16 protein-coding genes and 4 pseudogenes are annotated in these 20,744 nt (G+C 69.8%); 6 read left to right on the forward strand and 14 right to left on the reverse strand.

Translation table 11 applies throughout. The features are described from left to right. Window positions 1–60: 60 nt before the first annotated feature. From fxsA to ACFT7S_RS08115, 4 genes are all read right to left on the reverse strand, one after another. Window positions 61–651 (reverse strand): FxsA family membrane protein, encoded by a 591-nt coding sequence (fxsA, locus tag ACFT7S_RS08100; RefSeq protein ID WP_382728590.1) that lies wholly within the window; start codon window positions 649–651, stop codon window positions 61–63. Window positions 652–721: 70 nt separating this feature from the next. Continuing rightward, a complete protein-coding gene (locus ACFT7S_RS08105) occupies window positions 722–1,489 on the reverse strand; it encodes a polyprenol monophosphomannose synthase (protein ID WP_382728593.1) in 768 nt (255 codons plus the stop codon). A gap of 525 nt (window positions 1,490–2,014) precedes the next feature. Continuing rightward, complete coding sequence (locus ACFT7S_RS08110; RefSeq protein ID WP_382728596.1) at window positions 2,015–3,655, reverse strand: amidohydrolase; 1,641 nt, start codon at window positions 3,653–3,655, stop codon at window positions 2,015–2,017. A gap of 46 nt (window positions 3,656–3,701) precedes the next feature. Continuing rightward, window positions 3,702–4,142: an Lrp/AsnC family transcriptional regulator gene (locus ACFT7S_RS08115; protein WP_382728599.1), complete on the reverse strand. Its 441-nt coding sequence runs from the start codon at window positions 4,140–4,142 to the stop codon at window positions 3,702–3,704. 201 nt (window positions 4,143–4,343) lie between these two features. Between ACFT7S_RS08115 and ACFT7S_RS08120 the strand changes: the two genes are divergently transcribed. After that, window positions 4,344–4,742 carry a hypothetical protein gene (locus ACFT7S_RS08120; RefSeq protein WP_382728602.1) on the forward strand — a complete coding sequence of 133 codons (399 nt, stop codon included), beginning with the start codon at window positions 4,344–4,346 and terminating at the stop codon, window positions 4,740–4,742. Window positions 4,743–5,232: 490 nt separating this feature from the next. On the opposite strand, the gene ACFT7S_RS08125 is transcribed toward ACFT7S_RS08120, so the two are convergent. From ACFT7S_RS08125 to ACFT7S_RS08140, 4 genes and pseudogenes are all read right to left on the reverse strand, one after another. After that, window positions 5,233–6,405: an acyl-CoA dehydrogenase family protein gene (locus ACFT7S_RS08125; RefSeq protein WP_382728604.1), complete on the reverse strand. Its 1,173-nt coding sequence runs from the start codon at window positions 6,403–6,405 to the stop codon at window positions 5,233–5,235. A 1,279-nt stretch (window positions 6,406–7,684) separates the two neighbouring features. Continuing rightward, window positions 7,685–7,876, reverse strand: a complete 192-nt coding sequence (locus ACFT7S_RS08130) for a CsbD family protein (protein WP_382728607.1) — start codon at window positions 7,874–7,876, stop codon at window positions 7,685–7,687. A gap of 534 nt (window positions 7,877–8,410) precedes the next feature. Beyond that, a pseudogene (locus ACFT7S_RS08135) lies at window positions 8,411–8,605 on the reverse strand (CDGSH iron-sulfur domain-containing protein); the annotation flags it as partial. Then, a pseudogene (locus ACFT7S_RS08140) lies at window positions 8,589–9,191 on the reverse strand (methyltransferase). The pseudogenes ACFT7S_RS08140 and ACFT7S_RS08135, both read right to left, overlap by 17 nt. 80 nt (window positions 9,192–9,271) lie before the next feature. Here ACFT7S_RS08140 and ACFT7S_RS08145 point away from each other — a divergent pair. After that, on the forward strand, window positions 9,272–9,460 hold the full coding sequence (locus ACFT7S_RS08145; RefSeq protein ID WP_382728610.1) for a SpoIIE family protein phosphatase: 189 nt from the start codon (window positions 9,272–9,274) through the stop codon (window positions 9,458–9,460). Between the two features lie 121 nt (window positions 9,461–9,581). After that, window positions 9,582–10,070: a flavin reductase family protein gene (locus tag ACFT7S_RS08150; RefSeq protein WP_382728612.1), complete on the forward strand. Its 489-nt coding sequence runs from the start codon at window positions 9,582–9,584 to the stop codon at window positions 10,068–10,070. A gap of 123 nt (window positions 10,071–10,193) precedes the next feature. On the opposite strand, the gene ACFT7S_RS08155 is transcribed toward ACFT7S_RS08150, so the two are convergent. The 3 genes and pseudogenes from ACFT7S_RS08155 to ACFT7S_RS08165 all read right to left on the reverse strand — a co-directional run. Beyond that, a complete protein-coding gene (locus ACFT7S_RS08155; protein ID WP_382728614.1) occupies window positions 10,194–11,717 on the reverse strand; it encodes a CocE/NonD family hydrolase in 1,524 nt (507 codons plus the stop codon). Further along, window positions 11,609–12,739 (reverse strand): annotated as a pseudogene (locus ACFT7S_RS08160) (acetyl-CoA carboxylase biotin carboxylase subunit family protein); the annotation flags it as partial. The gene ACFT7S_RS08155 and the pseudogene ACFT7S_RS08160, both read right to left, overlap by 109 nt. A gap of 189 nt (window positions 12,740–12,928) precedes the next feature. Continuing rightward, window positions 12,929–13,111: pseudogene (locus tag ACFT7S_RS08165) on the reverse strand (IS630 family transposase); the annotation flags it as partial. On the opposite strand from ACFT7S_RS08165, the gene ACFT7S_RS08170 reads away from it, so the two are divergent. Continuing rightward, complete coding sequence (locus ACFT7S_RS08170) at window positions 13,109–13,474, forward strand: tyrosine-type recombinase/integrase (protein WP_382728617.1); 366 nt, start codon at window positions 13,109–13,111, stop codon at window positions 13,472–13,474. The pseudogene ACFT7S_RS08165 and the gene ACFT7S_RS08170 overlap by 3 nt on opposite strands. Here ACFT7S_RS08170 and ACFT7S_RS08175 read toward each other — a convergent pair. Further along, window positions 13,380–14,741 (reverse strand): peptidase C39 family protein, encoded by a 1,362-nt coding sequence (locus ACFT7S_RS08175; protein WP_382728620.1) that lies wholly within the window; start codon window positions 14,739–14,741, stop codon window positions 13,380–13,382. The genes ACFT7S_RS08170 and ACFT7S_RS08175 overlap by 95 nt on opposite strands. Window positions 14,742–14,915: 174 nt before the next feature. Here ACFT7S_RS08175 and ACFT7S_RS08180 point away from each other — a divergent pair, with 174 nt between their 5' ends. Together ACFT7S_RS08180 and ACFT7S_RS08185 are read left to right on the forward strand one after the other, a co-directional pair. Next, the gene (locus ACFT7S_RS08180) at window positions 14,916–15,545 is read left to right on the forward strand and encodes a uridine kinase (protein WP_382728622.1); all 630 of its coding nucleotides are present in this window, start codon (window positions 14,916–14,918) and stop codon (window positions 15,543–15,545) included. Window positions 15,546–15,904: 359 nt separating this feature from the next. Then, window positions 15,905–17,812, forward strand: coding sequence for an AAA family ATPase (locus tag ACFT7S_RS08185; RefSeq protein ID WP_382728625.1), 1,908 nt, complete (start codon window positions 15,905–15,907; stop codon window positions 17,810–17,812). 373 nt (window positions 17,813–18,185) lie between these two features. On the opposite strand, the gene ACFT7S_RS08190 is transcribed toward ACFT7S_RS08185, so the two are convergent. Together ACFT7S_RS08190 and ACFT7S_RS08195 are read right to left on the reverse strand one after the other, a co-directional pair. Beyond that, window positions 18,186–19,289 carry a hemolysin family protein gene (locus tag ACFT7S_RS08190; protein ID WP_382728628.1) on the reverse strand — a complete coding sequence of 368 codons (1,104 nt, stop codon included), beginning with the start codon at window positions 19,287–19,289 and terminating at the stop codon, window positions 18,186–18,188. Next, complete coding sequence (locus tag ACFT7S_RS08195) at window positions 19,286–20,653, reverse strand: hemolysin family protein (RefSeq protein ID WP_382728631.1); 1,368 nt, start codon at window positions 20,651–20,653, stop codon at window positions 19,286–19,288. The genes ACFT7S_RS08190 and ACFT7S_RS08195 overlap by 4 nt, the downstream gene beginning before the upstream one ends. Between the last annotated feature and the right edge of the window lie 91 nt (window positions 20,654–20,744).

Raw genomic sequence — 20,744 nt, forward strand, 5'->3', positions numbered from 1 at the left:
GGACACAGAATGTGTGTCCGGGCCCGCAGCTTTCTGTGTGCCGGGGGTTTCTGTGTGCGGTCAGGGGGTCAGGGGCGGCCTGGGGCCCTCGTCGGGGCGGGGATGCGGCTGAGTGCCGTCCTCGCGGATGACCTCGCCCTGGACGACCTTGCCGTCCGGCCGGTGCATCCGGGCCTGCTGGAAGGCGTCCGAGAGGCTGCCGGGAGAAGCGGCCCGCATCCGACGCTCGAGAGACCGCTCCGCGTACCGCCCGAGGGCGGTACGGACCGGCGGCAGCAGCAGGAGCAGGCCCGCCACGTCCGAGATCAGGCCCGGGATGATGAGGAACAGGCCGCCCAGCATCAGGAAGCCGTTACCCTTGCGGCCCGTGGCGGGGCCGGGTGGCACGGCGGAGGCGCCCGGCCCGCCCGGCATCTGCTGGAGCGTCTCGGTGAGATTGCGGAAGGCCCGCCGGCCGGCGCTCTTCATCACCACGGCCCCGAGCACGGCCCCGGCCACCAGGAGCAGCAGCACGACGAAGCCGCTCGTCGCTTCCGCGACCACGGTCAGCAGCCAGATCTCCAGCACCACCCAGGCGGCGAGCGCCAGGGGCAGCAGCCTGCGGGCGCGTGAGCGCCGTGGACGTTCGGGGGGCGGTGTGGCCGTCGTCATGCCCCCAGTGTGCCCGTACGGACGTGCAAACGGCGTAAGGGGGTGATCATGACGCCGCGACGGCGTGCGGTCAGGGAGCCTTGCGGCCCAGGACCTTGTTCGCCCGGCTCGTGATGCCCCAGCCGGTGACCCGCCACAGCGCCTCGACGAGGATGTCGCGGCTCATCTTCGAGTCGCCGATCTCGCGCTCCATGAAGGTGATCGGGACCTCGACGACGTGATAGCCCGCCTCGACGGAGCGTCTGGCGAGGTCGACCTGGAAGCAGTAGCCCTGCGAGGCGACCTCGTCGAGCCCGAGGCCGGCCAGGGTCTCCGTACGGAAGGCCCGGTAGCCGCCGGTGACGTCCCGCACCGACAGTCCGAGCAGCATCCGGGAGTAGAGGCTGCCGCCGCGGGAGATGACCTCGCGGTGCTTGGGCCAGTTGACGACCCGCCCGCCCGGCACCCAGCGTGAACCGAGGACCAGGTCGGCGCCCTTCAGCGCGGTGAGCAGCCGGGGCAGCTCCTCGGGCTGGTGCGAGCCGTCGGCGTCCATCTCGACCAGGACGCCGTAGCCGTGCTCGGTGCCCCAGCCGAAGCCCGCCAGATAGGCGGCGCCGAGCCCTTCCTTGCCCTTGCGGTGCAGGACGTGGACGTTGCTGTCGCCCGCCGCGAGCTCGTCGGCGACTTTACCGGTGCCGTCGGGGCTGTTGTCGTCGGCGACCAGGATGTCGGCATCCGGAACGGCGGCACGCACCCGGCCAACGATCAGCCCGATGTTCTCGGCCTCGTTGTAGGTCGGAATGATGACCAGGACTCTGCCGAGCGGGCCGTACTGCCGCTGACCGCCGTCGTTCACAACTGCCCCTTAAAGTCCGTACGCAGGTGTCCACCATATCCAGCACCCCGGCACCGGTCGCCGACGCGGTCGCGGGGCGCCAACACGGCACCGGACAGAAGCACGGAACTACGGACAGAACTGCGGATCGGGGCCCGGCGTCCTTCGGGCCGACCTGGGACCCGCTGGCTGCGGGTCGACCGAAAGCCGTTGTCTACTGAACGTCCGGGCCCCACCCGGGTCGCACCCTCCGTCCGGCTGAAACCTTCCCTCGCCCCCGAGGCGCGGGCGCTGAACCTGGCTGTCAGTGGTGGTGCGCCGGTGCGGCACACCACCTCATGACCCAGCGGCGTTCGACGACTGCGTGGACGCTTAACCGGTCGGACGTCCTGTGGTGGACTCGCCGAACCTACCGGCCGGTGGGCGCGTTCTGTCAATAGTCGTCTGACCTGCGGCTTTTAACGAAAACGCCTGGTCAGTGACGAAGATCCGCAGGTCGCGGCAGAGTGGGCACACCTTCGGTCGGCGGTACGAAATGTCCGCACGTCACTCGTTCGGCCGTACGTAGACACTTTGTCCGAAGACCACGGTGCGCAGACAGACCGGAAGCTCGGCTCCGGGAGTGAGATCCGGCAGGCCAGGGGTACCGGACCGGGGGTCGGTCGACCAGCGGGCGACCCGGTCGTCGGGGGCCTGGACGACCAGTTCGTCCGTACGCCAGATCGCGTAGTCGGCCGGGGCGCCCGGCACGAGGATGCCGGCGTCGTCGCGGCCGACGGCCCGCCAGCCCCCGCGGGTATGGGCGGTGAAGCCGGCCCGTACGGAGATCCGGTGCTCGGGCGTCCGGTGGAACGCGGCAGCCCGGACGGTGCCCCACGGGTCGAGGGGCGTGACCGGGCTGTCCGAGCCGAAGGCCAGGGGCACCCCGGTGCGCAGGAGCGCCGCGTACGGGTTCAGGGTCCTGGCCCGCTCGACGCCCAGGCACTGGGCGTACATGCCGTCCTCGCCGCCCCAGGCGGCGTCGAAGGCGGGCTGGACGGAGGCGGTCAGGCCCAGTTCGGCGAAGGCCGCGATGGTCTCGGGGGTCAGCATCTCGGCGTGCTCGACGCGGTGCCGGGCGGCGCGGATACGGGCGAGCCCGAGGGTCTCCGACGCGGCCCGGACGCCCGCCACGACGGCGGAGACGGCCGCGTCGCCGATGGCGTGGAAACCGGCCTGGAGTCCGGCCTCGGTGCAGGCCGTGACATGGGCGGCGATCTCGGCGGCGTCCAGATGGGCGGTGCCGGTGTGCGGGGCGTCGGCGTACGGCTCGTGGAGGCACGCGGTGTGGGAGCCGAGCGAGCCGTCGACGAAGAGGTCACCGGCCGCCCCGATCGCCCCGAGCTCGCGGATGCGACGGGCGCCCTTCTCGTCGCTGATGCGCTCGGCCCAGTAGCCGTGCACCCTCGGCCCCGGCTGCTCGGCGGCGAGCGCGAGCAGGCCGGTGAAGTCGTCCTCGTCGGAGATGTCGGGTCCCGCGCACTCGTGGACCGTCCCGATGCCGAGCGAGGCGGCGTGCCGTAGTGCGGCGCGCTGGGCCTCCATCCGCTGGCGCGGCGACAGGGCGCCGTGCGCGGCGGAGCGCACGGCGTGGTGGGCGGGGCCGGTGAGGGGGGCGTCGGGGTGATATCCGGCGAGCTCGGTGACGCCGGGGACCAGGTCCAGGAGTGCGGTCGTGACGACCGCGGAGTGCACATCGATCCGGGGCAGGTAGACGGGCCGGCCGCCGGCCGCGGCGTCGAGCTCGGTGCGCGACGGAGGGCGCTGCTCGGGCCAGCGTGTGGCGTCCCAACCGTGGCCGAGCAGGACCCGGTCCCCGGGGTGGGTGCTCACGTACGCGCGTACGAGGCCGAGGGCGTCGGGGAGGCTGCGGGCGCCGGAGAGGTCGAGGCCGGTGAGGGCGAGGCCGGTGGACGTGGTGTGGACGTGGGCGTCGGTGAACGCCGGGGTGACCAGGGCCCCGTCGAGGTCGATCACCTCGTCGACGCCGCTCGCGAAGGCGTCGGCCGCCCCTTCGGAGCCCACCCAGGCGACGTGCCCGCGTTCGACGACCATCGCGGTGGCGAACGGGTCGGCTGGACTGTGGACGTCTCCACCGCGCAGCAGCACGGTGCGGTGGTCGCTCTGGGGGGCGGTGCTCTCGGTCATGGCACCAGTCTCGCGCCTGCCCGGAGCGCCCCCGTCCGCGGCCCCCTCAGATATGCGGCGGCCGCGCCTCGTACGGGGTGGAGAGGACGACGGTCGTGCGCGTCGAGACGCCTGCCAGGGTGCGGATGCGGGTGAGCAGGTGCTCCAGTTCGAGGGGGGTCGCCACCCGTACCTTGAGGATGTAGTTCTCGTCGCCCGCCACGCTGTGGCACGCCTCCAGCTCCGGCACCTCGGCGAGCCGCTCCGAGATGTCGTCGGGCGCGCTGGGGTCGAAGGGTTTCACCGAGATGAACGCGGTGAGGGGCAGGCCGACGGCCTCGGGGTCGACGACCGCGGCGTAGCCCCGGATCACCCCGCGCTGCTCCAGCCGGCGGACACGCTGATGAACCGCCGAGGTGGACAGGCCCGTGGCCTTGCCCAGGTCGGTGTAGCTCATCCGCCCGTCCTTGACGAGCAACTCCACAATCTGACGGTCCAGCTCCTCCATGCGGATCAACCTATGCCCCAGGCCCCTTCCGGCACAGCCGTGAGGGCTCCGGAAGGGCACCTGCGGCGGGCATGTGACGAATGCCACAGGTTTACGGATGGGTAGCGGACGGCCTCGCGGTTACGGCCGACGCGTGACGGGAAGTGCTTGCTTTGGCCGAGGCCACGGCGCCTTGTCGGCCCACCCGAGGGGGGAATTCCCATGCAGAGCCTGAAGCTCACCGGACGTATCGAACCGGAACCTGTTGATCCGGACGAGGACGCCGCACTCGACGCGTACGACACATTCGAGATGTACCGGGTGATCTGCCCGGACTGCGCGCAGCCGATCGCGCTGCTGGCGGACGAGGACATCCTGCCGGAGCACGCTCTGTGCCCGAGCCCGTGGAACCCGTTCGTCCTCACGGTCTGCGCGGGCACGGGCCGCTCCGCCGCCAAGGCGCGCCCTGCCGACGAGTCGCTCGACGCCCAGGAGCAGGAAACGGCCCTGCTGTTGACGCTCCCCCAGGGTCTCGACTGGCGGATGCAGCCGTTCTCGCACGCCGGCGGCGTGGGTTCGCGCCCGCTGCGGGTTCCGCAGATGCGGCGTCACGCCGCCTGACGTACCCCTGCCGCTCCGCAACAGCCACCCACCCGATGGTCATCCACCGGCCGGTCCCTCCATGGACCGGCACGGCGAAGAGCCCGGCCGGAAAGGCCCGGAGCGGCACGTACACCTGACGAACTGGCGCCCGAAAGGGCCCGGCAGTGACCCGTCCCCGGCTTCCGGCGTTGGCCCTGCATGACCATGCTGCACTCCACGGCCGGCCCCGGTCGACGCCGTCTCGTCGCTCCGGCCCCCGAAGAATCGGTTCCGCAGCCCGGCCCGCCTGCCGTGCCCCAGCCCGAGCAGCCGGCGCAACAGCGCCCCGCACCTCAGCCCACGAGCCGGGCCATGGGCCGGTCGGGCCTGCCGTACTCGGCCGACCCGCCCATCTACCGGGCCATGCTGCGCCATTGGGAGAGCACGGGACGGACGCTGCCGGGCCGCCAGGACACGGAGTGGAACCGGATCATGACGACGCCTGTGTGGTCGGACAGCCCCGGTCGCGTCAGCGCGTCTCGGGGCCCGCGAGGTGACGGGCGATGACCATGCGCTGGATCTGATTGGTGCCTTCGACGATCTGGAGCACCTTGGCCTCGCGCATCAGCCGTTCGACGGGGAAGTCGAGCGTGTAGCCGTAGCCGCCGAGCACCTGGACGGCATCCGTGGTCACGCGCATCGCCGCGTCCGTGCAGAACAGCTTCGCCATCGCCGCCTCGCGGGAGAACGGCCGGCCGGCGTCACGCAGCCGGGCCGCCGCCAGGTAGAGCGAACGCCCGGCCTCGATCTGGGTGGCCATGTCGGCGAGCATGAACCGCAGCCCCTGGAAATCGGCGATGGGACGGCCGAACTGGCGCCGCCCGGTGGCGTATTCGACCGCCTCCGTGAGGGCCGCCTGGGCCACCCCGACGGCGCAGGCCGCGATGCCCAGCCGCCCGGAGTCGAGCGCGGACAGGGCGATGGCGAACCCCTGCCCCTCCTCGCCGATGCGACGGGAGTCGGGAATCCTGACGCCGTCGAAGTGCAGCTGAGCGGTGGGCGAGCCCTTCATGCCCATCTTCTTCTCGGGGAGGGCAGCATTCAGCCCTTCGGCGTCACCCGGGACGAGGAAGGCGGTGATGCCACGGGGACCGTCGACGCCCGTGCGTGCCAGCACCGTGTAGAAGTCGGCGATACCGCCGTGGGTGATCCACGCCTTCGTGCCCGTGAGGACCCAGTCGTCACCGTCGCGTACGGCTTTCGTACGCAGCGAGGCGGCATCGGAGCCGGACGCCGGCTCGGAGAGGCAGTAGGCGCCCAGCAGGCCGCCGGAGAGCATCGCCGGGAGATGCGCGGCCTGCTGCTCCTTGGTGCCGTAACCGGCAAGGGCGTGGCAGGCCAGCGAGTGGACGCTGACGCCGAGGCCGACGGTGAGGCGGGCGGCGGCGAGCTCTTCCAGGACCTGGAGATACACCTCGTACGGCTGGTCGCCGCCGCCGTGGTCCGAGTCGTAGGGCAGTCCGAGCAGTCCGGACTCGGAGAGCAGGGTGAAGACCTCGCGCGGGAACAGGCCCGCTTCCTCCTCCTCGGCCGCGCGGGGCGCGATCTCCCTGGACACGATGTCGCGGACGAGCGCGACGAGCTGCCGGGACTCCTCGGTGGGCAGGCTGCGTTCCACCAGCTGCGGGGCACGGTCGGACATGACGGCGCTCTCCTCCCTGTCGGGCGTAGCGGCGGTCGCACGCGCGGGGTAGGAGCGGCGCCGCCGGGTGATCCCGGGCATGGCCCGGAAATAGATGACTCCCCAACCGATCCTGCCCTCTCGGATCACAAGAGGCGCTGGCCAGCGGCTGTGGCGGCTTGAGTATGCCCGATAGGAGCGCTGCCGTCACGGGGTGCACGGCGGGCCCGGCAGTCCTGGAGATGGTCCGAACCTTTGACCCAACTGGTCCGGTCCGTCCGGGGTTCCACCGACCGGTGCGCCTTCCGGGCGGGCCGGTGGGGCGGGGAGCCGGGTGCGCTCCCCGCCTCTGCGCCGTCAGTGGATTCCGAGCGCCTTCAGGACGCGGCTCTGCGCCGCCGTCGGAGCGGCGGGGAAGTAGACGTAGCAGACGCCTCCCGTGCCTCCCCTGACAGGTCACAGGAACGGAACGCGTGAGGCTTGTTAAGCGCAGATGCGCTCGTGCGGGCCAGGTGCCGGGGTTCCGTTGGCGTGAAGAAGTGCCGAGCTTCCGGGTAGGTCAACAGCTACGGTTCTCTCCGGCGGAAGTTCGGCGATGGATGGAAGAGCGATGCCGAATGGCAACCGTGGCGTGAGCGCGCATTCAGCAGCAGTTCGAAGGCGCCGAGGGCATCGGGTGCTGCGTGATCGGGACGGGTCTGCCTTGGCCGATCCGAGATGCACACGCCATCACCGCGCTCGGCAATTCCCGCGGCTTGGAGCTTGGTGCTCTGGATATCCTCTAGCGCCATTGGTCGCAGTGCCAATGCGCCACCTTGGTGCCCTCGATCTGGTCCAGCCCGGCCAGGACCGCGAAGGTCGAGGGGTTGGCACGATCCTGGAGCGATCCCCAAGGCCGCGCTGATGTACGACTGAAGGCGATCACTGGCAGGGGCGAAGATCAGCCCGTGTTCCCCAAAGACGTTGCCGCGATGCGGCTTCGTGGGTGACAACGCGTCCGGTGTCCCTACGCGAGACGAGGCCGTTCCCGGTGTCAGCCCTGGGTCCTGCTCACACACTCGGCACCGGCAGCACGAAGGCTGCCGGTGCACACAAGCTTCGTCGAAGGCATAGAGCGCGTCACGTACGTCGCCAATAGGAGCCGTGGCAGGGGCGGTCGGCACCAGCGCGCCCGCGCCTACGGTGCGTGCCCCTGGGAGGCCGGCCACGGAGCAGAAGCGGCGCCGGACTCAGCGACCGTGAAACGGGCGTGAATGAGGCCCGGTAGCGGTCACCCCGAGTGCGCAGCCCGCTCTGGACCCTACCGACCAGACTTCTTCACCCGCTCGGCCGCCTTTGCCGCGGTCTCTTCTGCTTTGCCCTTGACCTGCTCGCCGCGGCCCTCTGCCTTCATTTCCTTGTCATCCATAGCGCCGCCGACGGTTTCCTGGAGCTTGCCCTTGGCCTGCTTCGCCTTCCCCTTTGCCTTACCCATGACGATCCCGCCCTTCACTGCGAGAGGGCTGACGTACCACGTACACAACCTTGCGCCGTTCGTTTTGAGCCCGCAACCGGCGAAGTGCGGCTCGCTCCCCGTTACCTTCTTCGTGGCTCCGCAATGGGGCCTCCGGGCTTCGGGTCCGGCATACCCCCTTGATGGAACGTGGATGTGGCAGCTCGGTGCCGTGGTAGGCCGGACGGAAGCGTGAGCGGAGGGGCCTGCTCGTAATCGACACCGGCGACATCGACGTCTTCCTCGGCCTGGACGCCAGCAAGGGCGAACACCACGCCACCGCCGTCACGCCTGACGCGACCTGAGGTCCACCAGCATGCAGAAGGCCAGACATCGTCACTGCACAGCGCAGGCAATTCCCTCTGCCCATGTGCTCAGCAGCGTTGTCGAAACCGGCGCGGCCACGGCGCGCACCGGCTCGGCTCGGGACAACAGCGGTCGGCACTGGACACCGATACAACTGCGGACGTCGTTGTGATCGGGGCAGGTACCGGAAGAATGGTCGCAGCCCTCGCGGCCGTCGGCGCCGGGAGATTTCGTACGGCGGCGGTGGCTGGTGTCGCACCACGGGTACACGCGGCTGCGGCGCCAGGTGCAGACGGCGACGACGAACCGGTCGGAAGCGGCGATCGTGCCGTCCTCCTGGATGATCTCCACCGGCCCTTCGATCAGAATCGGACCGTCGCGGACAACGGTCAAACGCCTGGCGTGGTCAGCCTCGTTCGGCACGGATGACCACCAGTTCCTCTCGGTCCTCGTCGGCGCCGATCATGCCCTGAGCCCGCATCACGGGTCCGTAGGGTACGTAGGACCGGTCCGTCACCGAGCAGCGCAGACCGGTGTCCGGTCAGCCGTCTGAGCGTTTCCTCGACGCCGCAGAGCCCGGAGTGCACCAGAAGCAGTACGCCGTGAGGCCGGAGAACGTCCGGGGTGTGAGTGCAGATCCGGTCCAGGGCCTGCCGTCCACCGTGTCCGGCGGATTGCTCATCACCAGGCCGAAGCGCTGATCGGCGACCGGCCCTGTGAGGTCGCCGTGCATCACCCGGATGCGGTGGCCGGAGCGGGCGGCGTTTATCCGCGCAGTCATCACCGCCGGCCGGGAGATGTCGGTCGCCGAGACCCGGGCTCCCATCCGCGCGGCCAGCAGAGCGAGCGCGCCGTTTCCGGTGCAGACGTCGAGGACGTCCATGCCCGCTGTGATCCCTTCGGCGCGAAGAGCCTGGGCAAGCAGGTAGGTGTCGGCCTGGGGAGCGTAGACCCCTGGCAGTGTCCACAGGTTCCCGAGGCCGGCGGAAGGTGCGGCAGCAGTCGTCATCCGAAGCCTCCGTGAGGGGACAGACAGGTTCAGGTCTCCGTTCGTCTCGCCAGGCGCGTGCCCACCTCATTCAGGACGGAGTGACCGAAGCGCGCTTGGCAGGCGGATCACAATTCGGGCTGGAAGGGTTCACGGCGTCCATCATCCGCTCCACTGCTGCGGGAGAATCCGCCTCGGAAGCCCTCCGACAGCTGATCCACTCGCTTCGAGAGCGCCAGAACGACAAACTGAATGACGATGCCACCATCCTCGTGATCGAGTGGCGCTGAAGCCCCGTTCGAGGGCGGTCGCGGCGTACAAAGATGAATGTTCCCTCGACCTGGGCCGACTGCGTTTCGAAGTCTTCGAACATGGCCCCGGCATCCGACCCCGGGCTAGGAGCCAAGAACCGTGACCGACCTGGATCCGTTCACCGACGTGCTCAACTGTCCGCTGTATGTCGTGACCGCCGAGGCGGCCGGTGAACGGGCCGGCTGCCTGGTCGGCTTCGGTTCGCAGTGTTCGATCCGGCCGCCCCGGTTCGTGGTGTGGCTGTCGAACGCCAACCGCACGTACCGTGTCGCCGCCCGTGCCGATCGGCTCGCGGTCCATCTGCTCCGCCATGACCAGGGCCACCTGGCCCGCCTCTTCGGCGGCGAGACCGGTGACAGCACCGACAAGTTCGCCCGCACCGCATGGCACCCGGGCCCGGGCGGGGCGCCGGTGCTCGACGAGGCGCCGGCCTGGTTCGTCGGCCGCATCGAGAGCCGTCTCGAAGGCGGCGACCACGTCGGGTTCCTGCTCGCCCCGGAGGCCGCACAGCACCCCGCGGGCAACGGCCTCCGTCTGCTGTCCTTGGCCGACGGGCACGGCATCACACCGGGCCATCCGGTGAACTGACGGGCAATCGGCCGGCCCCCGGGGCGGCATCCTGCACACATGGGCGCACCTCGGCAAGGTTGATGCCGTGCCCTCGCAAGCCGCACTGTCGGATGGCTGAGCTGCTTCGATGTGGGGTGCGACTCAGACGTTCATCCTCGGAACGCTCTCGTTCCAGGTCCGGGAGAACACCCTGCGGCCACCTTCGTAGCCGTCCAGCGTGGCATCGACATGGAACTCGTTCTCGTCCGACGTCAGGGTGGTGCGAGTCTCCACTCGGATGTCCCATGCGGGGCGCCTGAACCGCAGCGTCCAGGCGGACTCGCCGCTCACCGATCCGAAATCGTCCGCGATGGAGGTGTACTTCTCGACGGCCCGCAACCCGACCTCGATCCCGTTCTCCTCGTACCGCTGAAGTCCGCGGTCCTTGACGATGTCGAGCGAGGAGTGGTAGTCGACCAGGTTCCTCGACACGGTCCAGGCCTGTTCGGGCTCCGTCAGCTGGGTCACGTCCGCCGGTGTGCAGCCTTCGGGCTCACCAAAGGGCGTTGAGGACGCGTCGTGCGGGGCGTCGGTGGGCCGGATCGGCAGAGTGAGGGAACTGCCGGTCTCGTGGACGCTCAAGAGGGCGGGTGCGGGTGCCGGCCAGACCAGCGGCCAGTACGAAGTGGAGAGCGAGAGCCGGATGCGATGCCCGGCCGGGAAGACCTGAGCGACTCCGTTGAGGGGGATACGGACGCGGTACTTCCTGCCCGGCTCCAGTGGTTCGGGTCGGTCGTCGCCTGCTCGGTGTGCGAGGTTGAGCACACCGTAGGTCACCCTGGTCGCCCGGCCATCGGTCGCCACATCGGACAGCCGGACGGTGATCTGTGCTGTCTCCTTGGACGAGGACACCAGGAGTTCCACTGCGGGCGCGCCGAGGATCTCCACGCGTTCCGTCAGCGGCTGCGTATCGAAAACGAGTGAGCCGCCGTCCTCCTCCCGTTGGTCGTACGGCAAATCCGGCGGGGCGTTGTACGAAGCCCACTTTCCCGCAAACTGCCCGACCGAAAGCGGCGATTGCACCGTGTGGACACGGCCCGCAGATTCGCCCTCCTCCCATGAGGAAGGCTCCTCATCGACGCGCACGATGGCGCGGTCACGCAGTGGGTGCAGCACCTGCTGGACGTGCGGCGAGGGCCAGCTCGGCTCCCCCACCCAGCGGCCCGGGCGCTCCTCGTAGGACGTGGATGGCGGCACGCTTTCCTGCATCCAGGCACGGATCATGGGTCCGTCCATCGCACCGTTTTCCGCTCCCTTGAGCCAGTGGTCCCACCATCGGACCACCTCCTGGAGATATCCGATGGCCGGTCCCGGCTCGCCGAGGTGCGGCAGCTTGTGCGACCAAGGTCCGATCAGGCCCTTGCGAGGTACATGGACACGGCTCAGTAGCCGCGTGACGGCATTGGAGTACCCGTCTGCCCAGCCGCTGGAGGCAAGCACGAGGCAACGCAGGGCCTGGTAGTTCTCACTGAGCGACGCATGGCGCCAGTACTCGTCGCGGTGCTGGTGGCGCAGCCCGGCACGACGTCGATGCGCACTCCGGGAATCGCCCGTTCGATGGTTGCGAGTTCGTCGCGCATGGGCACCTGGTGCACCCTCCCTTCGCCGAACCACCGGTAGTACCACTTGGCGGCCATGCGATACGGACCCTGCCCACTCGGCGACACGGGGTCGCGTCCGCGCGCGAGACTGATCATCCGGCGGTGGTTGGGGGCACCGTCGACGTAGTCGAACAGCTCCGCGTGTGACTGGGAGTGCCGTGGGTTGATCTCCAGCAGGCAGATGTCACCGGTCTTCGGGTCGTAGAAGTACTCAATGCTGAATGTGGCCGAGTCCATGCCTATCTGTCGGATGGTCCGCTCGCTCACCTCGTGCAGCTTCTGGATCACCGAGGGCGGGAGAGTGCTCGGGTACTGGTGACGCAGGAAGCAGGGGGAACCGGGGTAGTTGATCGAGTCCAGTACTCCGTAGACGGTGACCTCCCCGTCGTACACAAAACCCTCGACGGCCACCTGGATGCCGGTCATCGCTTCCTCGTCCAGACAGACCTGACCGCCCACCCCCGCCATTTCCGGCGGAAGTTCCAGGAGCTCGAGTACCGAGTCGAACGGCCTTCCGACCCGGCCGATCCCCTCCCGTATCTTGTCCACGGCCGCGCGGAACTCCGCCATGTCCGAGACGCCGTATGCCAGTTCCGACGAATAGGCGAGGGCAGGTTTGAGCCACATGGGGAAGCTCACGCCGTCGGGCGGCTGAGGATCCGCGCTGTGCAGGTCCACCCGCCCGAAAGCCGGGTACTCGTCGATCGCCTTCTGCTGTTCCAGCCGGCTCCAGTACTTGTGCTCACATTTGACGACGGACTCAAGACTCGTGGTGCGCGTGCCGTACTCGCTGCCGAGCATCGGCACGAGCGTGCTCACGGGGAAGTCCCAATAGCCGACAATCGCGTCGATGCTGCCCTCATGCGCGTCGAGGATCTCGCGGGCCCGACTCATCAGATCGGCCACCGAGACCTCTCCCTCCTGCAGCTCGCCGATGCTCAGCAGAGGATGGAACCGGTACGTGTCGGATTCCGGGACAGCTTCCAAAGTCGGCAGATTCGCCTCGTCCAGGCCGAGTACGAAGATGTTCTTCCGCTGTACGGGCACGGCGTGGTCCCTTCGTGGGATTCACGGCGCGTACCCGCCACACAGGCTCCAAACCGACTCGGTCGGACACCTGCTCTCGCTCACATCGTCTGTTCTGCGGTGATGCCATCGCATCAGACGCTCCGCCAAGGGCACGCACAGAGCGACGCAAGCACTCGCCCGCCAACGCGAAAGTGAGCACTACGCCCGCAGGCCGGACATCGCGTTCACGGAGGACCGGCTCCCGGTGCGGCGGACGACCGGCGTCCTGCCTTTGGCGCCCCAGGTGCGGCCGGTGCCCTGGTCCGAGCGGATCCCGACCTGGTCACCGAAGAGGATTTCGCCGTTCTTCGCCTTCGCCTTGGCCCGGATGGCTGGCCAGGTCACCTCGTGCAAAATAGCGGCTTGCCGTATCCCGATCTCCTGCGCAAGTCATGGAATCGCGCCATCAGGCGACTCGGTCTGCCCGAATACAATCCGCACGACTTGCGACACAAGTGGACCACCGTGACCCTGACGAGCGGCGTGTCCATCCACGAGGTGTCTCGCTGGCTCGGACATCGCTCGATCAAGGTCACGGTGGACCGGTACGGCCACCTCACACAGGACGGCCAGGAACGCTGCCGTCAGGTCGTCGAGAGGGCCGTGGGGCCGTACATGCTCACGCCAGGCCGAGCGACCGCAGCACGCGGTGCTGACTCGGTGCTGGCTCAGCGGGCCAGTAGACGTAGCAGACACCGCCTGTACCGCTTCTGACCTTGCCGTTCGCGTCGTACCGCTTGGTCCTCAACCAGATGTTCTCCCATTCGCGCCGCCGGTAGACACGGCGTACGGCCTCGTTGGACGGCGACGCCGGGTCGTTCGCGACCACGTCGCCCTCGGCGGTGAAGCCGATCACCGTCATCAGGTGGCCCGAGGTCCCGTAGCCCGCGCCGGTCAGCTCCTCCTTGATGAAGGACTGGGACGTTATTACCGGGATGCCCGCGCCGACCAGCTTCTCCAGGTCCGTCAGCGAGCCGAGCCGGGTGACCACGGCGCTCATGTCCTTGTAGGTGGCGGCGTAGGCGGCGTTGAAGGGCCAGTTGCCGCAGCCCTCGTACTGGTAGTCGAACGTGTACCGGGCCGCGTGGCAGATCTGCGGGTCGGTGATGTCCGGCCTGACCCAGGCCAGGTCCTCGGCCGTGGGCCTGCGCCCCCAGTACTCGATGATCATCTGCGAGGAGGTGGGGCTGCACCATGCCTCGCCCCCGTTGTCGTACTCGGGGTACTCCCCCACGTGGACGTTCTGCGAGTAGCGCGGTACCCGGAGCTCGCGGGCGAGCCCGGGTGCGGTGGCGGGGACGGTGAAGCGGTCCGGGATGTCGGAGGCCATCGCGCCGAGCCGCCAGACCGTGGGCGTGAGGGTGGTCCCTGGCGTGCGGTGGAGGGTGAGCCGCAGCCGGTACGAGACCAGCCGGAGCCCGCTCGCCGCGTCGTCCACGGAGAAGGTGTCGGTCCAGATCGAGCTCTTGCCGTCGCTCTGGTCGTCGGCGGAGGTGCGCCGGATGTCCCCGTCGCCCGCCGCCCAGCGGCCCATCACGTACCAGGGGGTGTCGGTTCCGTCGGAGTAGCTGCCGAGCAGCTCGATCTGGATCCACGTGCCCGCGGGGGCGTGGGCGTTCCAGGAGGCGATCACTTCGGTGGCCGGGACGCTGGAACGGTGGACCGGCGAGGTCCACGTCGCGTACTCCCAGGAGCTGGTCGCACCGGTGTGCGGGTCGGTGTAGTCGCTGCGACCGACGGGGGCGGAGATCACCAGCCCCGGCCTGCGGCCCGCGACCACGCGGGTGCCGGCTCCGGAGCCGGCACGCCAGTCGGTGTACGTATTCCAGAAACGGTTGTCCACCTGCGAGGTCGTCGCGGTGGGGGCGGCGGGGCGGGGTACCGCGGCCGTAGCGGGCCCGGCGGATGCCACCGCGCCGCCGGTTGCCGCTGCCGCGATCGCGGCGCTCAGCACGGTTCTGCGCGAAGTCGGTCTGGTCATGGGCGAGACCCCCGGTTGTGAGCGGAATGGGGCTGCGGGTGCCGATCAGTGGGCCAACTATTGCGGGTCGCGGCACCGTTCGGCCAGCGATTCGGCTCGTGCCGCCGGACCAATATTGGTCTGGTCCACTGACGTGACCTGCGGTTGGTCCAGCCGGGCTCGTAGGCTGGGCGGATGAACGACCTCGATGAGCATGCCCGCCGCCTGCGGACCCTTCCGCCGTCCTGCGGTCCGGTGCGGCTGATCGCGGTCGACGGGCACGCCGGTTCCGGCAAGAGCACGTTCGCGGCCCGGCTCTCGGCGGCGCTCGGCGACGCGCCCGTACTGCACCTGGACGACCTCGCGACCCATGACGAGTTCTTCGCGTGGACGGACCGATTGCGCGAGCAGGTGCTCGTCCCGCTCGCGCACGGCGAGCGCGCGCACTACGCGCCGTACGACTGGACGCGGCGGTGCTTCGGCCCCGCGCGGACGCTGGAGCCCGCGCCCGTGGTGCTGATGGAGGGCGTGGGATCGGGGCGGCGGGAGGTACGGCCGCTGCTCTCGGGGCTGCTGTGGATGGAGTTGGCGAGCGGCCCTTCCTGGGAACGCGGCCGGCACCGCGACGGCCCCGCGCTCGGGACGTTCTGGGACGGCTGGACGGCCGCCGAGGAACGGCATTTCGCCGACGACCCCTCGCGGCCCTTCGCCGATGCCCTGATACGGCAGTTGCAGGTGGGGTACGAGTGGCTGAAGGGACCCCGCGCCACCACAGGGGTGAACCATTTCGTCACCCACAGTGAAGACGTGGCGCCGCCCTCCTGAGCAGTCGGGAATCGGTCCGGAAGTCCCTCAACTCGGCTTGACCGACGGGCCGTACAGGTCTTACGTTCTCAATGTGCGGCTTTTCGGAGCCCCCGTAGACGCGAAGCCCCCGGTTGTTCCCCCGTGATCGGGGGCTTCGTTCTGCGCGCAGCCCCTCTTTCGACGGCCCCGTGCGGACCTTTTCGCTTACCCACGGTCACGGTCGACCGTCGGCCACACCCTTAGCCGCCTGCTGCCTTCGCAGGTACGATGCACTGCGGTGCGGTCAATTCCCGTCCCCGGCACAGTGATTCGACGTGCCCAGGTGGGCATGCTGTGCGGGCGGGACATCCTGGGGGCACGGTTTTGTGGGGGACCTGATGGACATCGGCACGCAGGGCGCACAAGCCCCCGCCGACCTCGCCTGGCTGCGCGGCGTGGACGCCTACACCATGGGCGCGTATCCGCAGGCCGAGGAGGAGTTCAGAACCGCGGTGCGTTTCGATCCCGGCATGGCGGACGGCTGGCTCGGTCTCCATGCCCTGCGGGTCGACACGACCACGGCGCTGCTGCGCATGTACCGCCATCGCGAACGCTTCGGCGACCAGCGCGCCCGCCACCGCCGCACCCTCAACTCCTGGTACTGGCTGGGCTGGTGGGTGCAGCCCGTGCTGGAGAGCCCGCGCGACCTGCTGCTCGCGCACGCCTCCCACTGGCTGGACGGCCGGCACGTGCCCGAGCTCGACCGGGCCCTGGCCGGGCTGCCGCCGGTCGACGCGGACCCGCAGGTGCGGTTCCTGCACGCCTGCCGCTCGTATCTGGTCAAGGACTGGGACCAGCTCGTACGCAACACCGAGCAGCTCGTGGGGGACCCGCTGCTCGGCATCGAGGCGGGGCTGTTCGGGGGCATGGCCCGGGTGCGTCTGGAGATGTACGGGCAGGCCGAACCGCTGCTCTCCGCGGCCCTGATGCGCTGCCGCAGCGAGCAGCCGCAGCGCAAGGAACTGCGCTACTGGCTGGCGAGGGCCCACGAGGGCACGGGCCGCAGCGCCGCGGCCCTGCCCCTCTACCGTGCGGTGCACCGGGTCGATCCGGCGTTCATGGACACCTCCGCCCGGCTCGCGGCGATCTCCGAAGGCGACGGGTACGACGATTCGGCCGATCTGGCCTCCGTGGCCCTGACGGGCTTCGGTTCGGACGGTCTGGGCACGGAGACGCAGATCGACGGCGACGCGTTACTGGGCACCGATCTGGTGGACGGCCGGGAGCCGTGGCTCGGCGGCGATCCGCAGGGCCTGGCCGGGATGGCCGCGCCGCCGCCGGCCGACGGGGTGCGGGAGAAGTCGCCGGTGGGCGGCCGGCCGGGGCCTTCGGTCCTCCCGGCGGGGCCCAGTGACCCGGCCCTGCTCGCCGAGGCACTGGCCGAGCTGGAACGGATGGTCGGCCTCGAACCGGTGAAGCGTCAGGTCAAGGCCCTGTCCGCCCAGCTGAACATGGCGCGTCTGCGCGCCGAGCAGGGGCTGCCCGTCCAGCCGCCGAAGCGGCACTTCGTCTTCTCCGGCCCCTCCGGCACCGGCAAGACGACGGTCGCCCGCATTCTGGGCAGGGTCTTCTACGCGCTGGGTCTGCTGGGTGGTGACCATCTCGTGGAGGCCCAACGGGCCGATCTGGTCGGCGAGTTCCTCGGTCAGACCGCGGTCAAGGCGAACGAGCTGATCGATTCGGCGCTCGGCGGGGTGCTGTTCGTCGACGAGGCGTACAGCCTCTCCAACTCCGGTTACAGCAAGGGCGACGCGTACGGGGACGAGGCCTTGCAGGTCCTCCTCAAGCGGGCCGAGGACAACCGGGACCATCTCGTGGTGATACTCGCGGGCTACCCGGAGGGCATGGACCGGCTGCTCGCCACGAACCCCGGGCTCTCCTCGCGGTTCACGAGCCGCGTCGACTTCCCCAGCTACCGGCCGCTGGAACTGACCGCGATCGGCGGGGTGCTGGCCGCGGAGAACGGGGACGCGTGGGACGAGGAGTCCCTGGAGGAGCTCCGCAGCATCAGCGGGCATGTCGTGGATCAGGGGTGGATCGACGAGCTGGGCAACGGCCGGTTCCTGCGGACCCTGTACGAGAAGTCCTGCGCGTACCGTGATCTGCGGCTGTCGGGGTACGCGGCGGTGCCTACCCGGGATGATCTGGCCACGTTGCGGCTGCCGGATCTCATGCAGGCGTACGGCGAGGTGCTGTCCGGCCGGGGGCCGGTGAATCGGGGGCCGCAGGAGCCGGGGGCGGCGTGAGGGGGCGGGGTGCCGGGGCGTACGGCGGCCGGGTTGTCCTCAATCGCCGGACCGGCTGAAAGACTGTCCTCAATCGCCGGACGGGCTTGATTTTTGCCCGCCCGGCGATTGAAGGTTCGGCCGCGCTCGGCGGTTGATCTTGCCCGCCCGGCGAAGAAGGTTCAGCGCCGCTCGGCGCTTGATTTTCCCGCCCGGCGAAGAAGGTTCGGCCGCGCTCGGCGGTTGATTTTGCCGCCCGGCGAAGAAGGTTCGGCCGCGCTCGGCGGTTGATTTTGCCGCCCGGCGAAGAAGGTTCGGCCGCGCTCGGCGGTTGATTTTGCCGCCTGACGAAGAAGGTTCGGCCGCGCTCGGCGCCTGATGTGCGTCGCTCGGGTCAGGGGCGGCCGGCCATTGCTTTGTGTTCTTTCTGGTCCGTTGGTACGTCCACCGTGCGGCGTGGCACCGAGATTCGGTGGGCCGGGTCTCTGACCTCGCCGACCAGCATTTCCAGGACGTCCTCCATCGCGACGAGGCCGAGTACTCGGCCCGAGGCGTCGGCGACCTGGGCCAGGTGTGTCGCGGCTCGGCGCATCACGGTCAGGGCGTCGTCGAGCGGGAGCTCCGCGCGTACCGTCGCCATCGGGCGCCAGATCTGCTGCGGGACCGCGCGTTCGTCGTCCTCCAGGTCCAGCACGTCCTTGACGTGGAGGTAACCCATGAACGGGCCGCCGCCCTCCGCGCAGACCGGGAAGCGGGAATAGCCGGTCCGTACGGTCAGTTCCTCCAGCCGGCGCGGGGTGACCGAGGGGTCGACCGTCACCAGGGAGGCCCGGTCGAGCAGCACGTCGGTGACAGGCCTGCTGCCCAGCTCCAACGCGTCCTCCAGCCGCTCCTGAGCAGCCGGTTCCAGCAGACCCGCCTGCCCGGAGTCCTCGACGAGCCGGTTGAGCTGCTCGCTGGTGAAGACCGCCTCGACCTCGTCCTTGGGCTCGACCTTGAAGAGCCGCAGCACGAGCCGGGCGCAGACGCCCAGGGCGGCGGTGACCGGACGGCAGAGCCGGGCGAAGCCGACAAGCCCGGGGCTGAGCCACAGCGCGGTTTTCTCGGGGGCGGCCATCGCCAGGTTCTTCGGGACCATTTCACCGATGACGAGATGGAGGAAGACCACGAGGGCCAGGGCCAGCGCGTATCCGAGGGGGTGGATGAGCCCCTCGGGGACGTGCATCGCGTGGAAGACCGGCTCCAGGAGATGGGCGACGGTCGGTTCGGCGACGGCTCCGAGGGTGAGGGAGCAGAGGGTGATGCCGAACTGGGCGGCCGCCATCATCTGCGGCAGGTTCTCCAGCCCGTACAGGACCTGCTTGGCCCGGCTCGATCCGCTCGCCGCGAGCGGTTCGACCTGACTGCGGCGTACGGAGACGAGCGCGAACTCGGCACCGACGAAGAATCCGTTCGCGAGCACGAGCAGCCCGGCGAACAGCAACTGGACGAGACTCATCGCACGGCCTCCAGCCGGCTGTGGGAGAACCCTTCGGCGGCCGGTCCCGGCACATCGGTCAGGCGCACGAAACGGACCTGTTCGGCCCGGTAGTGGCCGACCTGGCGGACCGCAATCCGCCAGCCGGGGAGCTCGGCCCTGTCACCGGGGGCGGGGATGCGCCCCAGCAGGCCGGCGATCAGGCCGGCCACGGTCTCGTACGGCCCGTCGGGCACGTCGAGGCCGATCCGGCGCAGGGTGAGGACCCGGCAGCTGCCTTCGACGTCCCAGGCGGGACGTCCGTCATCGGCGACGGCGGGGACGAGTTCGGGACGGTCGGCGCCGACTGCGTCGTGCTCGTCCCTGACCTCGCCGACGAGCTCCTCGATGATGTCTTCGAGGGTGACGACACCGGCGGTCCCGCCGTACTCGTCGACCACCACGGCGATCGGCTGCTCATTGCGCAGCCGGTGGAGCAGCTGCTCCACCGGAAGCGTCTCGGGGACCAGGAGCGGCGGTACGGCGATCCGGCCGGCCGGGGTACGCAGCCGGTCCCCGGCGGGGACCGCGAGGGCGTCCTTGAGGTGGACCATGCCGACGACCTCGTCGATGCGTTCCCGGTAGACCGGGAAGCGGGAGAGGCCCGTGGCACGGGTGAGGTTGAGGACGTCCGCGGCGGTCGCCGAGGACTGGAGGGCGCTGACCTTCACCCGCGGGGTCATGACGTGCTGCGCCGTGAGCCCGGCGAGCGACAGGGTACGTACGAAGAGGTCGGCGGTGTCCTGTTCCAGGGCGCCGGCCTCGGCCGAGTGCTGGGCCAGCGAGACCAGCTCGCCCGGGGTACGGGCGGAGGCCAGTTCGTCGGTGGGCTCGACGCCCAGCAGCCGTACCAGCCGGTTGGCGACAGTGTTCAGCGCAGTGATCACCGGCCGGAAGACCGCGGCGAAGCGGTGCTGGGGGCCGGCGACGAACCGGGCGACCTGGAGCGGCCGTGAGACCGCCCAGTTCTTCGGTACGAGTTCGCCGATCACCATCTGCACGGCGGCGGCCAGCAGCATGCCGATCACGACGCCCGCCCCGGGGACGGCCCCTACGGGCAGTCCGGTGGCGGTGAGTGGTCCGGCGAGCAGCTGGGCGAGCGCCGGTTCGGCGAGCATGCCGACGACCAGCGAGGTGATGGTGATGCCCAGCTGGGTGCCGGAGAGCTGGAAGGAGAGTTCGCGCAGGGCGGCGACGACGGTACGGGCCCGCCGGTCGCCTTCGGCGGCGGCGCGTTCGGCGTCCTGCCGCTCCACCGTGACGAGCCCGAATTCGGCTGCCACGAAGAATCCGTTGGCGAGGATGAGAAGGAATGCCGCAGCGAGCAGCAGCAGGGGGGTGGTCATACCGCCGCCTCCGGGGAGAGCGTGGGCTCTGCTGGGGCGGCGCAGGTACTACCGGACGATCCGTCCATTGCTGGAGGGAGTCACTCCTTGG

The sequence above is a fragment of the Streptomyces sp. NPDC057136 genome, from assembly GCF_042670885.1.
Taxonomy (GTDB): Bacteria; Actinomycetota; Actinomycetes; order Streptomycetales; family Streptomycetaceae; genus Streptomyces.